We start from the raw sequence: 13,829 nt of genomic DNA on the forward strand, positions 1-13,829 counted from the left end.
TCACAGAGATAAGTGGGGAAGTCGACAACAGCATATCCAATTAGACACCAAGACGTCAACACATCTAGACATCTAAACTCCTTTACGGATAGATTAAGTAATGGAATAATACATGAATTAAGGATATCGCCAGTGATAATTGCTTTTTCTCTCATCTTCAGTCAGAAGAGTCGGTGGTTTTAGAAAAGTCATGATAAACTGGCATCGCCCATCAGAATGTGGGTTTTCCCCTATTCTGACTTCAACTAAATGATATTAATTAAGGTAATCCATGGCTGAATGGAACGGTGAATATATCAGCCCTTACGCTGAGCATGGCAAAAAGAGTGAGCAAGTAAAAAAAATTACAGTTTCAATTCCTTTGAAAGTGTTAAAAATTTTGACTGATGAACGCACTCGCCGTCAGGTTAATAACCTAAAACATGCAACCAATAGTGAATTATTGTGTGAAGCATTTTTGCACGCATTTACCGGACAGCCTCTCCCAAATGATGAAGACTTACGTAAAGAACGTAACGATGAAATCCCTGAAGAGGCAAAAGAAATAATGCGCCAGCGCGGGGTTGATCCCGATACTTGGGAGTATTAATCAGCGTCAATTTATTGACTCATTGCTTGATTAACACGAACAAAAAAGCCCAAAGCAAAACTTTGGGCTTCAGATTATGACAACCCCCTTGGTTTTACTCGAAGGGGGTTATTTAGATATACATCGAAGATTTTTCCCATCAGTTATCTGCATCAAACACAGCAATGCATTATCTTAACTTAATTTTTTAAGTCTATTTATCATTATCCTAGGCGAGATATACGCGAACTTGCTTCATCAAGATGACTACGTAATGCCTTAAGGCATGGCGAAAAATTGTCGGAAAAACAATTACAGCTATTAGCTAAAGTATAAAACTGCTCGGCTAACTCTAAACATTCCTGCCAGATTTCACCGCTGATCCCATCAAGTAATGTTACTGGGCGAAGCGTATTAACTATTTCACCACCAGACTTAGGCGCAAATCCCATTGGTAAAATATCGTAGGCAGGTGAAAGCGCATATGGGCGACCATGGCTACTGATAAATGATAAATTGCCATGGTGCATATCAGTATTTCCAATCAACATACCAAATGCCCAGCGGCGTGCTGTGCTAATCGCAGCATCAGGATGAACACGTTTTTGCTTAATTAGCTCATTAACTAACACAGGCCAAGGCTCTCTTGCCCGTCCTATAAACTCAGCATCTAGTGCCTGTAAAGAAAAAAGTCCTATGCGACCTAGTGAACCTACACGATCAAATCGTGGAATTTCAAGGAAGCGTTGTCCTTCAAAATCAAAAACTTCCGTTTCAACTCCAAGCACTTTTAATGCAAGATGCTCAGCTTGAAGCAGATCACGCCAACGCTCACTAACTGCGTTATCATCGGAAGCTGTAAATTTTACGATAACATGGCCTTTCTCTGTATAGGTGCAAAATTTGGGCTGTTCCCCACCTGCGGATGAACCAAGATCCTCTCCCGAACTAACAGCTCGTGCTAATGTGGGGTAAGTTTTAGCGCGCTCAACAATTTTTGGTGTCTGCATACCCAGAAATTGATCTCTAGCTTGCTCTCCTATTAGCAAATTTCCCACAGCATCATGCCCATGAGCCAGTAAAGCTCTGATTATATCTGTATCAGACCAACGATCTGGATTTTGGGGCAAACCAAGCTTAGACGAATAAGCAGAAGCATAAGCTCTCCCAAGATATCCTTGGGGACGCATATCCAATAACCACCACGGCAAACCTTCACTATATCGGTTCACATTATCTATCCGCTCCATAACAAAACCTTCTGGGAAAACTGGCGTCAGTTTACCTAGAGGCTTAACTTTACCTTCTTCATTTATGCGATAAATAGGTACTGAATTGAACCCACGGAAAATATCACGTAAAGCATATTGAATAGAAGATCCAGAACCAATCCGAACAATATCATCACTCAGAGTATTTAATGCCCGTGACAATGTTGGCTGACTAATATTCATAATATCAGTAAGTTGTCTTGATGCACTAGGCCCATTACGTAGTATTTTTCGTATCATTTCAGAGCGTATTGTCATGGCATTAATTACTTTATGAATAGATAAATGAATAGATTTGTGAATAGATAACTTATCAGTTGTAATCTGGCTTGTCACTACCAAAACCGTTATCTAAAAAGAAAAGGCTTTACCCATAAAAAAAGCCCAAAGCAAAAACTTTGGGCTTTTTTTCAATTCCAAACTGTCCGCAAGATATTAGACTTTGCTGATATCTTGTGACAACAAATATCTTATTTGCTGCCTGGGATTTTGAAACGTTTGTTGAACAGATCAACACGACCACCGGTTGCAACATCACGTTGTTTACCAGTATAGAATGGGTGGCATTTATCACAAACGTCCAGATTCAGGTTGTGACCTGCTGTGGAGTTGATTTTCATAACGTTACCGCAAGAACAAGATGCAGTAATTTCTTCGTATTTAGGATGGATATCTTTTTGCATGGAAAACCTCTACTAAGGCCGTGTCGCCATTCAGCCCACAGCCGAACACCACACGTCGTGTTGATTGAAATTAAGTGTCTGGTAATTTATCTACCAAAGGGGGCGGATCATACAGAATATCCACTAAACGCGCAATGAAATCTGCACACTTTTTGTGATATTCTTAACGCTACCTTTTCGCTAAAACACTCGGAAACCCTGATATGACTATAGTTCAGGTAATTTTACCTGTACCACTGTTCTCCTCCTTTGATTATCTGTTACCAGAAGAGATCAATGCGCCTGTTATTGGCAGTCGGGTGATTGTTCCTTTTGGGAATAAACGCCGTTCTCTTGGCATTGTCAAAGGGCTCAGCACACATAGTGAGTTTCCTATCGAAAAGCTAAAACCTATTGAGGAAATTCTCGACACTGAAACACTCTTCCCGGGTGTACTGTGGGATATGTTAAATTGGGCTTCCGCATATTATCACTACCCTTTAGGAGAAGTATTATTTCATGCCATACCTATTTTATTACGACAAGGCAAACCGGCTGAATTTACTCCGTTATGGCAATGGTATGCCACAGAAGAGGGAGCTAATCTCGACCTTAACAGTTTAAAAGGGGCGAAAAAACAACAACAAGCCTTAGCAGCACTTCGTCGTACACCTTTATATCGGCACCAGCTTGATGAATTCGATATCACCACGGCAACACTCAATAACCTAAAGAAGAAAGAGTTTGCAGACTTACGCCCAATACAACCGGCCCCCATACATTGGCACAATGATTTTGCAGTGCAAGGCGAACGATTTAAATTAAATACTGAACAAGCTATCGCGGTTGGTGCCATTACGGCTCAAGCTGATCAATTCTCACCTTGGTTATTATTAGGGATCACTGGTTCAGGCAAAACAGAAGTTTATTTAAGTGTATTAGAAAAAATTCTCGCACAAGGTAAGCAAGCCTTAGTTCTAGTACCTGAAATTGGCTTAACACCTCAAACTATTCGTCGTTTTAAAGCCCGTTTTAATGCCCCTGTAGATGTTTTACATTCTGGATTAAATGATACAGAACGTTTAGCCGTTTGGTTACGAGCCAAGCGTGGTGATAATGCAATTATTATTGGCACACGTTCAGCACTTCTTACTCCTTTTCAACATCTTGGTATTATTATTATCGATGAAGAGCACGACGGCTCTTATAAACAACAAGATGGTTGGCGTTACCATGCTCGTGATTTAGCGGTATTCCGTGCAAAACAAGAAAATATTCCTATTGTGATGGGAACAGCAACGCCATCAATTGAGACCAGTTTTAATGTTGAACAAAAGAAATATCAGCAATTAACACTCACCCAACGAGCAGGCAATGCGAAGCCAGCAACCGAACACTTGATTGACTTAAAAGGACAACCACTTACAACAGGGCTGTCTCCTATTCTTATTAAAGCGATAAAAGAGCATCTGAATGCAGGAAACCAAGCCATGCTCTTTTTAAATCGTCGCGGATTTTCACCCGCATTGTTATGCCATGAATGCGGGTGGATAGCAGAATGTCCTCGCTGTGATCACTATTACACACTACATCAAAAACATGGCATGTTGCGTTGCCATCAATGTGATAGTCAACGACGAATTCCAGCGCAATGCCCACAATGTGGTTCAACTAATTTAATGCCTGTAGGGTTAGGAACAGAGCAACTTGAGCAAGGGATTGGTGAGTTATTTCCTGATACGCCTGTAACACGAATTGATAAGGATACCACCAGCCGTAAAGGGGCCTTAGAGCAACAACTTGAAGATATTTACCAAGGTGGCTCCCGCATTCTTATTGGTACACAAATGCTAGCCAAAGGGCATCATTTTCCGGATGTGACTTTAGTGGCTTTATTGGATGTTGATGGCGCTCTGTTCTCCAGTGATTTTCGCGCGGCCGAACGCTTTGCCCAGCTTTATACACAAGTATCAGGTCGTGCTGGCCGAGCAGGTAAGCAAGGCGCCGTATATTTACAAACTCACCAACCTGATCACCCACTTTTATTAACGCTATTAGAGAAAGGCTATGATGCTTTTACCAAAGAAGCCTTACAAGAGCGACAAGCCACCTTCTTACCGCCTTATTCCAGCCATATAATGATCCGTTCAGAAGATCATAATAACCAACGTGCGCCTCAATTTTTACGGCAACTCAAACAGTTTTTTGAACAGCACCCAATGCGAGATCCCCATTTATGGGTTATGGGGCCTGTTCCTGCTATTCAAGCTAAACGTGGAGGGAACTATCGTTGGCAATTATTACTACAACATCCTTCGCGGGGTTATTTACAAAAATTAATGTCTGTCACTTATCCTCAAATTGTGGCTTTACCTGAAAGTAAGAAAGTAAAATGGAATATTGATGTTGACCCAACAGATTGTTGATCGTCTATTTATATCTATTTGAATATATTTTAGCCACATTTATGTTGATAATAAAATTCTGATTAAATACTAGTTACAGTTCAAGACTATTTATCAATTTTGCGAACTAACTCATAAAAACGATTGGTATCACACTTTTTATGCAAACTAGGTAACAGTATCTATTTAAAAAGCGGGTAGAATAACAATTTAGAATATTTCTCGAATTAAAACCGTCGATAAAATCTTTTTTTGAACACCGGCGGTTTTTTTGCAAATAAAAAAGCAATCGTTTAACTAAACCATCCAAAAGGGAGGTATGGGGTTTGCAACAGAATAATAAAGATAATACGCAAGCAACAATGAAAGATGTTGCCCTTGCAGCCGGCGTGTCCACAGCAACTGTGTCACGTACTTTAATGAATCCGGAAAAAGTATCCTCACAAACCCGTCAGAAAGTTGAACAGGCTGTTCTTGACGTGGGCTATTACCCACATAACCTGTCAAAAAATCTTAAGCGCAATGAGTCAAAAACGATCCTTGTGATCGTCCCTAACATCAGTGATCCTTTTTTTACTGATGTTGTGTGTGGCATTGAAGAAACTGCGGCACAACATGGTTATCTCGTTCTTATTGGTGATTGCAAACATCAGCAAAAACACGAAAATGCATTTATTAATCTCATTATCACCAAACAAATTGATGGTATGTTGCTTCTTGGTTCACATATTCCTTTTGATGTTTCCAAAGAAGAGCAAAAAAATTTGCCTCCAATGATTATGGCGAATGAATTTGCGCCTGAGCTCGAATTACCTACTGTTCATATCGATAATCTCACTGCATCTTTTAGAGCAACGCACTATTTACAACAAATGGGGCATAAGCGTATTGCTTGTATTACAGGTCCTGAAGATATGCCTTTATGCCGTTATCGTTTGCAAGGCTATATTCAAGCAATGCGTAGAACAGGTGTACCTTTACGTGAAGATTATATTATTCGTGGTGATTTTACCCATGAAAGCGGTGCAGAAAGTCTGAAAAAGCTAATTTCTTTACCTGAACCACCGACAGCCGTATTTTGCCATAGCGATATTATGGCAATTGGTGTGATGTGGCAGGCTAAAAAATTAGGATTGGAGCTACCAAGAGATCTCTCTGTAATTGGTTTTGATAATCTTGATATCACACGTTATAGCGAACCCGCACTAACTACGATGGAACAACCTCGTTATGAAATTGGACGTCAATCTATGTTGTTATTGCTCGATCAATTACAAGGTAGACCTGTTGCACCTGGTTCTCGTTTATTAGATTGCGAGCTAATTATAAGAGATAGTGTCTGTCAGCTTAAAAGCTAGGCAAAACACACTATGTTAAGTAACATATCGTTCGTGATACCAATTCCTTTAATTATCAGCGAATCGAACTGTGGCACAACGAGACTATGTGGGACGAGGGCAGACATCTGCTCGTCGCAAAAAAACAACGAAAAGTAAAAGTAAAAAGGCTGCTAAAGGGTTGCCTTTAACAACACTTATCACGGCAATCGCAATTGTGGCGCTGTTTATCGGCGGCCTCTATTTTATTACGCATAATAAAAAAGAAGCCGTAGAAACAGAACCAGCAATCACTGGGCAGCATCCAGCGAATAGTTTACCGCCTAAACCGCAAGAGCGTTGGCAGTACATTAAAGAACTGGAAAATCGTCAGGTGGGCACACCTTTATTGCCCGAATCGCCCTCTTCAGGTAGCCAGATTAATCCGAAAGCAACACTTTCACCTGAGCAGCTACGATTTTTACAACAAATTGAAGCAGATAAACGTCAACCTGCTGTTCAGTTACCCGAAGTCCCTTACAATGGGGAAGTTCCGCGCTCGCAAGTGATAGTAACACCACCAGCAACACCCCAGCCTTCTGTTGTTCAACAACCAACACAGGCTCAACCAGAGCAAGCGCCTGCACCTACTGTTGTTACACCGCCTAAACCTGCTGTTATTGAAGCAAAATTTTTAGTGCAATGTGGCTCATTTAAAAAGACAGAGCAAGCTGAATCAGTAAGAGCAACACTGGCTTTTTCTGGCGTTGAAAGTCGAGTAACAAAAGGCAATGATGGCTGGATACGCGTATTATCAGGCCCTTACAGTAAAGAACAAGCCAATTCAGTAAGTAGACAAGCCGCCGGTGCTGGCGTATCAGGTTGTATTCTTCGCTCTTCTGGGGGTTGAAAAATAAATTTTCTCCCCCACCTATAATTCTAATTCACATTACGGGCAGTGCTGTATTTCAAATATAGCTACTTCCCGTCTCATTTTTATTGATTAAACCAGGGGCTGACTCATGACTACAATCGTAAGTGTTCGCCGTAAGGGCCAAGTTGTAATCGGTGGTGATGGACAGGCGACGATGGGTAATACCGTCATGAAAGGCAATGTTCGCAAAGTACGCCGTCTTTATAACGACAAGGTCATTGCGGGATTTGCTGGCGGCACTGCTGATGCTTTTACTCTTTTTGAACTGTTTGAACGCAAATTAGAACTTCACCAAGGGCATTTAACCAAAGCTGCGGTAGAGCTAGCAAAAGATTGGCGTACAGACAGAATGCTACGCAAATTAGAAGCGCTACTTGCTGTTGCGGATGAAAACACATCCCTTATCATCACGGGTAATGGTGATGTTGTTCAACCAGAAAACGATTTAATTGCTATCGGTTCTGGTGGCCCTTATGCACAAGCAGCGGCAAGAGCTATGCTAGAAAATACTGAACTTTCTGCACGCGAAATCGCTGAAAAAGCGCTGAGTATCGCTGGAGATATCTGTATTTACACTAACCATAATGTCAACTTTGAAGAACTCTCTTCAAAAGAGTAAGGATTTGAGAGCATGTCTGAAATGACTCCTCGCGAAATAGCCAGCGAACTTGATAGATTTATTATTGGTCAAGATAAAGCGAAACGCGCTGTGGCAATTGCCCTACGTAACCGCTGGCGTCGTATGCAGCTCGACGAAGCGCTGCGCCATGAAGTAACACCTAAAAATATTCTGATGATTGGCCCTACTGGTGTGGGTAAAACTGAAATTGCACGTCGTTTAGCAAAATTAGCCAATGCACCTTTCATCAAAGTAGAAGCAACTAAATTCACAGAAGTGGGTTATGTGGGTAAAGAAGTTGATTCTATTATCCGTGACTTAACCGACTCTGCGGTCAAAATGGTGCGTAGCCAAGCGATTGATAAAAATCGTTTCCGTGCTGAGGAAATGGCTGAGGAACGCATTCTTGATGCACTTATTCCACCTGCAAAAAATAACTGGGGTGTCACAGAGCAAGCCTCTGAACCTTCAGCCGCTCGTCAATCTTTCCGTAAAAAATTACGCGAAGGTCAATTAGACGATAAAGAGATTGAAATTGAATTATCTGCAACACCAATGGGTGTTGAAATCATGGCTCCTCCAGGAATGGAAGAGATGACAAATCAATTACAATCTATGTTCCAAAATTTAGCTGGGCAAAAACAAAAAGCGCGTAAGATGAAAATCAAAGATGCGTTTAAGCTGATTGTTGAAGAAGAAGCCGCTAAATTAGTTAATCCTGAAGAGCTTAAACAACAAGCTATTGATGCAGTAGAACAACACGGTATTGTCTTTATTGATGAAGTAGACAAAATCTGTAAGCGTGGCGGTCAAAGTTCTGGCCCTGACGTTTCTCGTGAGGGTGTACAACGTGACCTCTTACCACTGGTTGAAGGTTGTACAGTTTCAACAAAACACGGTATGGTAAAAACAGACCATATCCTGTTTATTGCGTCAGGTGCTTTCCAAGTTTCCAGTCCTTCTGATTTAATTCCTGAGTTGCAAGGACGTCTGCCAATTCGCGTTGAACTTCAAGCGCTGACAGCAGAAGATTTTGAGCGTATTCTTACAGAGCCTAATGCATCGTTAACAAAACAGTATGAAGCTTTAATGGCAACCGAAGGGGTTTCTATTAGCTTTACTGAAGACGGTATTCGCAAAATTGCTGAATCAGCATGGCGTGTAAATGAAACAACCGAAAATATCGGTGCTCGTCGTTTACATACTGTTTTAGAACGCTTAATGGAAGAAATTTCCTACGATGCAAGCGAACGACAAGGCCAATCTATATTGATTGATGCAGAATATGTGAAACAGCATCTGGATGAGCTTGTAGCAGATGAAGATCTGAGTCGATTTATTTTATAATCAACTTGTGCGATCCTTATCAGCAATATTTACGTGGGAGGCTTGCCTCCCATTCTTATTTTTATAATAACAACGAACATGAGTATCGAATTTCAGCATGAGCTCTCTAAATTCCACTAGCCGGACTCAAGCCTGGCTTGAAAGTTTACGACCCAAAACACTGCCTTTAGGGTTAATTGCCATTGTGACTGGTTCCGCATTAGCGTATTGGATGGGGCATTTTGAGCTACCTATTGCACTGCTTGCTATTTTGACAGCGGGTACATTACAAATTCTATCAAACCTTGCTAATGACTACGGTGATGCAGTAAAAGGCACTGATACAGAAGAGCGTTTAGGGCCACTTCGTGGAATGCAAAAAGGCGTAATAACAGCAGCTCAAATGAAAAAAGCGCTGATCCTTAATGTTATTATTTCCTGTATCTGTGGTATTGCACTGATTATTGTCGCCTGTAAAAAGCCAGAAGACGCTATTGGCTTCTTAGTGATGGGATTACTCGCCATTGTCGCAGCCATTACCTATACCGTAGGCCGACGCCCTTATGGCTATATGGGATTAGGTGATATTTCTGTCTTAATATTCTTTGGTTGGCTAAGTGTCATCGGAACTTATTACTTACAATCTAACACCTTCGATATTGTCACCCTACTTCCAGCTACAGCCTGTGGTTTACTATCTGTCGCCGTTCTAAACATTAACAATATGCGCGATTTAGAAAGTGATACCCAAGCGGGTAAGAATACATTAGCCGTTCGCTTAGGCCCTGCTGGCTCACGAACTTACCATACCTGTGTCATTTTTCTCTCTATTGCTTGCTTAATTATCTTCACGCTTTTGTATATGCACCGCTGGACAGCATGGCTATTCTTACTCGCAACACCAATGCTTTTATTGCATATTAAACGTGTTAATGCCGATCATTCTGGTGAAGCGATGCGCCCTTTACTTGAACATATGGTAAAAGCAGCACTACTCACTAACGTGCTCTTCTCTTTAGGTTTAGTTTTAGAATAATTTAGCCCGATTGTTGATTTGACTCACTGAATTTTCAGTGAGTCTTTTGCCAACAGCCCCTGTTAAGGGATATACTGGCTTTTCCTGTGGCAACCTGACGTAATCTCCTATGAAATATGATACTTCTGAACTCTGTGATATCTATCAAGAAGATATCAATGTCGTAGAACCGCTTTTCTCAAACTTTGGTGGTCAAAGTGCCTTTAGTGGGCAAATCATCACCGTGAAATGTTTTGAGGATAATGGCCTGCTTTATGACTTACTTGAAGAAAATGGCAAAGGCCGTATTCTTTTAGTCGATGGCGGTGGCTCTGTACGTAAAGCCTTAATTGATGCTGAACTCGCACAACTTGCCGTTTCTAATGAATGGGAAGGTATTGTGGTTTACGGTGCAGTGCGTCAAGTTGACGCATTATCAGAGCTTGATTTAGGTATTCAAGCCATGGCGGCAATACCCGCAGGTTGCCCAAGTGAAGGTATTGGTGAAAGTGATATCCGCGTCAATTTTGGCGGTGTTACGTTCTTCTCTGGTGATTATCTTTATGCCGATAACACAGGGATTATCTTATCAGAAGAGCCTTTAGGCTTAGATGAAGATTTAATTGAAGAATAATTTTACTTTTATCTGCTTTCTTATGATTTAAGATACAAAAGCCACCGTCTGGTGGCTTTTGTTTTTAGGCTTCAGAGACAAAACAAAGACAATTATTGTACATCTTCCATTTTGCCTAACAGGGCGCGTAAACGCTCTTGCCAGCTTGATTGCTCTTGTTTCAGTTCTTCGTTTTCACGAACAAGCGCTTCTTGCGATCCTTTAGTTGCTTGAACTTCTTGGCTCAGCGCATCATTTTTTTCTTTTAGCTCTTCAATTTCCATCTGTAATAACGTGATGGTATCAATAGCTTGTTGTACTTTTGATTCTAACTTTTCGAAAACTTCAAATGACATACTGTAATCCCCCATATAATCGATACTTCCGATTGTAAGTAGCCTATCAACAACTGTCTAGCATCTTCCGTGGAATTACATTCTTTTTTCAATTTATCAAAAACACTGGTCAGATCACATTACAAATGTCGAACAAGTCACTAATTAAGAGCGTTTTCACTCATTTTCTTGATGAGACACACAAATTTCAATTTCGCTTATTCTCGTTTACGCTCATTAACGATAAATTTACAGTTATCTTTTCAATTCGAAAAGAATACTAACAATAAATAACCCTCTTTCAGGATAGAATATATGAGCCAGACGAAAACCTCTCTTACAGGTCAATGTCTTTCTGAGTTTATCGGAACCGCATTGCTAGTCTTCTTCGGCCTTGGTTGTGTTGCAGCAGCACGTATCGCTGGTGCTCAGCTAGGTCTTTGGGAGATAAGTATTATCTGGGGGCTGGGTGTTGCCTTAGCCGTTTATCTTACCGCGGGCACATCTGGTGCTCACCTGAACCCTGCTGTTACCGTTGCATTTTGGTTGTTTGCCTGCTTTGAGCGCAGAAAAGTTGTTCCTTATATTATTGCACAAATGCTAGGTGGCTTCTTTGCTGCTGCTGTTGTTTACTTTATGTACTACAGCGTTTTTCTCGACTACGAACAAGTTAATGGCATTGTCAGAGGCTCACAAGAAAGTCTCTTCACTGCCGGTGTATTCTCTACTTATCCCGCAGCTCAAATTTCTGTTGCACAAGCCTTTGTTGTCGAAATCATTATCGCCGTTATCTTAGTTGGCTTAATTTTAGCACTTACTGATGACGGTAACGGGGTTCCTAAAGGTCCTCTAGCTCCTCTATTAATCGGTATTTTAATCGCTGTTATTGGTGGTGCATTTGGTCCATTAACCGGATTCGCCCTAAACCCTGCCCGTGACTTTGGTCCGAAACTGGTTGCGTACTTTGCTGGCTGGGGTGATATTGCACTGACTGGTGGACGTGATATTCCTTATTTCTTAGTTCCAATGATTGCTCCATTTATCGGTGGTATCTTGGGTGCATTGGCTTACCGTAAATTAATTGGCCGTCACTTACCTTGCGATACCTGCAAAATTGAAGACGATAAATAATACTTAGAGCAAGATTGTTGATTATCAGAACAGGTTACTAACATGACAACAGAAACAAATACATCAAGCGAAAAAAAATACATTGTTGCACTTGATCAGGGTACAACCAGCTCACGTGCCGTAGTTATTGATCACGATGCAAATATCGTCAGTATCTCACAACGCGAATTCACTCAAATTTATCCTAAGCCAGGCTGGGTTGAACATGATCCAATGGAAATTTGGGCAACACAAAGTGCAACCTTAGTTGAAGTATTAGCAAAAGCAGATATTCCATCTGATCATGTAGCGGGTATTGGTATCACAAACCAACGTGAAACCACCATTGTATGGGATAAAGAAACGGGTAAACCTGTTTATAACGCAATTGTATGGCAATGTCGTCGTACTGCCGATTTCTGTACCCGCTTAAAAGATAAAGAAGGTGTTGAAGAATATATTCGTCAAAATACTGGTTTAATGGTTGACCCCTATTTCTCTGGTACAAAATTAAAATGGATCCTCGACAACGTCGAAGGTGCGCGTGAAAAAGCAGAAAATGGCGAGTTGTTATTCGGTACTGTCGATACTTGGTTAGTTTGGAAAATGACACAAGGTCGTGTTCACGTTACCGATTTCACTAACGCTTCACGTACCATGTTATTTAACATCCACTCTTTAGATTGGGATCAGAAAATCCTCGATTTGCTGGATATTCCTCGCAATATGTTACCAAAAGTGGTGCCATCTTCAGAAGTTTATGGCCAAACCAACATTGGTGGTAAAGGGGGTACTCGTATTCCTATCGCGGGTATGGCAGGTGACCAACAAGCTGCACTTTATGGTCAACTTTGCGTACAAAGTGGTATGGCGAAAAATACCTATGGTACAGGCTGCTTCTTACTGATGAATACAGGTACAGAAGCTGTTCGCTCTAATCATGGTTTGTTAACAACTATCTGCTGTGGCCCTCGTGGCGAAGTGAACTATGCCTTAGAAGGTGCCGTATTCGTTGGTGGTGCATCCATTCAATGGCTACGTGATGAGTTAAAACTTATTGATGAAGCAACTGACTCTGAATACTTTGCAACTAAGGTTAACGATACTAATGGTGTCTATGTTGTTCCTGCCTTTACCGGCTTAGGCGCACCATATTGGGATCCGTATGCCCGCGGTGCTATCTTTGGTTTAACCCGTGGTGCTAACCGTAATCATATTATTCGTGCAACCTTAGAATCTATCGCTTACCAAACACGTGATGTTTTAGATGCAATGCAAGCCGATTCCGGTGCACGTTTACAATCATTGCGTGTTGATGGTGGTGCGGTTGCCAATAACTTCTTGATGCAATTCCAGTCCGATATTTTAGGCACTCGTGTTGAACGTCCTGTTGTCCGTGAAAGTACAGCATTAGGTGCGGCATTCCTTGCGGGTCTTGCTATTGGTTTCTGGAATGATTTAGAAGAAGTTAAAAATAAAGCGGCAATTGATAAAGAATTCCGCCCTGGTATTGAAACCACTGAACGTAACTATCGTTACAATGGTTGGAAAAAAGCCGTTGCCCGAGCACAAGAATGGGAAGATCGCGGTTAATAATTTAAAAGTTGAGAGAGAAGTAGCCTAGGCTACAAAACCAAAATGCCGAGAAATTCTAT

13 protein-coding genes are annotated in these 13,829 nt (G+C 41.2%); 10 read left to right on the plus strand and 3 right to left on the minus strand.

Annotated features, from left to right (window positions below; translation table 11 throughout):
• Nucleotides 1-271: 271 nt before the first annotated feature.
• A complete protein-coding gene (metJ, locus tag ABN217_RS11960) occupies nt 272-589 on the plus strand; it encodes a met regulon transcriptional regulator MetJ (RefSeq protein ID WP_006534139.1) in 318 nt (105 codons plus the stop codon).
• A gap of 203 nt (nt 590-792) precedes the next feature.
• On the opposite strand, the gene yjjJ is transcribed toward metJ, so the two are convergent.
• Together yjjJ and rpmE are read right to left on the minus strand one after the other, a co-directional pair.
• On the minus strand, nt 793-2,097 hold the full coding sequence (gene yjjJ / locus ABN217_RS11965) for a type II toxin-antitoxin system HipA family toxin YjjJ (protein WP_349459483.1): 1,305 nt from the start codon (nt 2,095-2,097) through the stop codon (nt 793-795).
• A gap of 212 nt (nt 2,098-2,309) precedes the next feature.
• A complete protein-coding gene (rpmE, locus tag ABN217_RS11970) occupies nt 2,310-2,522 on the minus strand; it encodes a 50S ribosomal protein L31 (protein WP_006534140.1) in 213 nt (70 codons plus the stop codon).
• 203 nt (nt 2,523-2,725) lie between these two features.
• On the opposite strand from rpmE, the gene priA reads away from it, so the two are divergent.
• The 7 genes from priA (at nt 2,726) to rraA (ending at nt 10,750) form a co-directional block, all read left to right on the plus strand.
• Nucleotides 2,726-4,927, plus strand: coding sequence for a primosomal protein N' (gene priA / locus ABN217_RS11975; protein WP_349459447.1), 2,202 nt, complete (start codon nt 2,726-2,728; stop codon nt 4,925-4,927).
• A gap of 305 nt (nt 4,928-5,232) precedes the next feature.
• Nucleotides 5,233-6,264 (plus strand): DNA-binding transcriptional regulator CytR, encoded by a 1,032-nt coding sequence (cytR, locus tag ABN217_RS11980; protein WP_072070625.1) that lies wholly within the window; start codon nt 5,233-5,235, stop codon nt 6,262-6,264.
• Between the two features lie 70 nt (nt 6,265-6,334).
• Nucleotides 6,335-7,132 carry an SPOR domain-containing protein gene (locus ABN217_RS11985; protein ID WP_196554603.1) on the plus strand — a complete coding sequence of 266 codons (798 nt, stop codon included), beginning with the start codon at nt 6,335-6,337 and terminating at the stop codon, nt 7,130-7,132.
• Nucleotides 7,133-7,244: 112 nt separating this feature from the next.
• Nucleotides 7,245-7,775, plus strand: coding sequence for an ATP-dependent protease subunit HslV (gene hslV / locus ABN217_RS11990; protein WP_006534149.1), 531 nt, complete (start codon nt 7,245-7,247; stop codon nt 7,773-7,775).
• Between the two features lie 12 nt (nt 7,776-7,787).
• Nucleotides 7,788-9,122 carry an ATP-dependent protease ATPase subunit HslU gene (hslU, locus tag ABN217_RS11995; protein ID WP_072070627.1) on the plus strand — a complete coding sequence of 445 codons (1,335 nt, stop codon included), beginning with the start codon at nt 7,788-7,790 and terminating at the stop codon, nt 9,120-9,122.
• A gap of 97 nt (nt 9,123-9,219) precedes the next feature.
• On the plus strand, nt 9,220-10,137 hold the full coding sequence (locus ABN217_RS12000; RefSeq protein ID WP_349459448.1) for a 1,4-dihydroxy-2-naphthoate polyprenyltransferase: 918 nt from the start codon (nt 9,220-9,222) through the stop codon (nt 10,135-10,137).
• A 109-nt stretch (nt 10,138-10,246) separates the two neighbouring features.
• A complete protein-coding gene (rraA, locus tag ABN217_RS12005; RefSeq protein ID WP_072070629.1) occupies nt 10,247-10,750 on the plus strand; it encodes a ribonuclease E activity regulator RraA in 504 nt (167 codons plus the stop codon).
• Between the two features lie 92 nt (nt 10,751-10,842).
• Here the strand turns inward: rraA and zapB are convergent, their stop codons facing one another.
• Entirely contained in the window at nt 10,843-11,085 is a 243-nt protein-coding gene (gene zapB / locus ABN217_RS12010; protein ID WP_196554604.1) for a cell division protein ZapB, read from the minus strand.
• A 294-nt stretch (nt 11,086-11,379) separates the two neighbouring features.
• Here zapB and ABN217_RS12015 point away from each other — a divergent pair, with 294 nt between their 5' ends.
• A complete protein-coding gene (locus ABN217_RS12015) occupies nt 11,380-12,195 on the plus strand; it encodes an MIP/aquaporin family protein (protein ID WP_072070631.1) in 816 nt (271 codons plus the stop codon).
• Between the two features lie 42 nt (nt 12,196-12,237).
• A complete protein-coding gene (glpK, locus tag ABN217_RS12020) occupies nt 12,238-13,767 on the plus strand; it encodes a glycerol kinase GlpK (protein ID WP_115351274.1) in 1,530 nt (509 codons plus the stop codon).
• Nucleotides 13,768-13,829 lie beyond the last annotated feature (62 nt).

Source organism: Proteus sp. fly-1067, from assembly GCF_040139345.1.
In the GTDB taxonomy this organism is placed as follows: domain Bacteria; phylum Pseudomonadota; class Gammaproteobacteria; order Enterobacterales; family Enterobacteriaceae; genus Proteus; species Proteus vulgaris_B.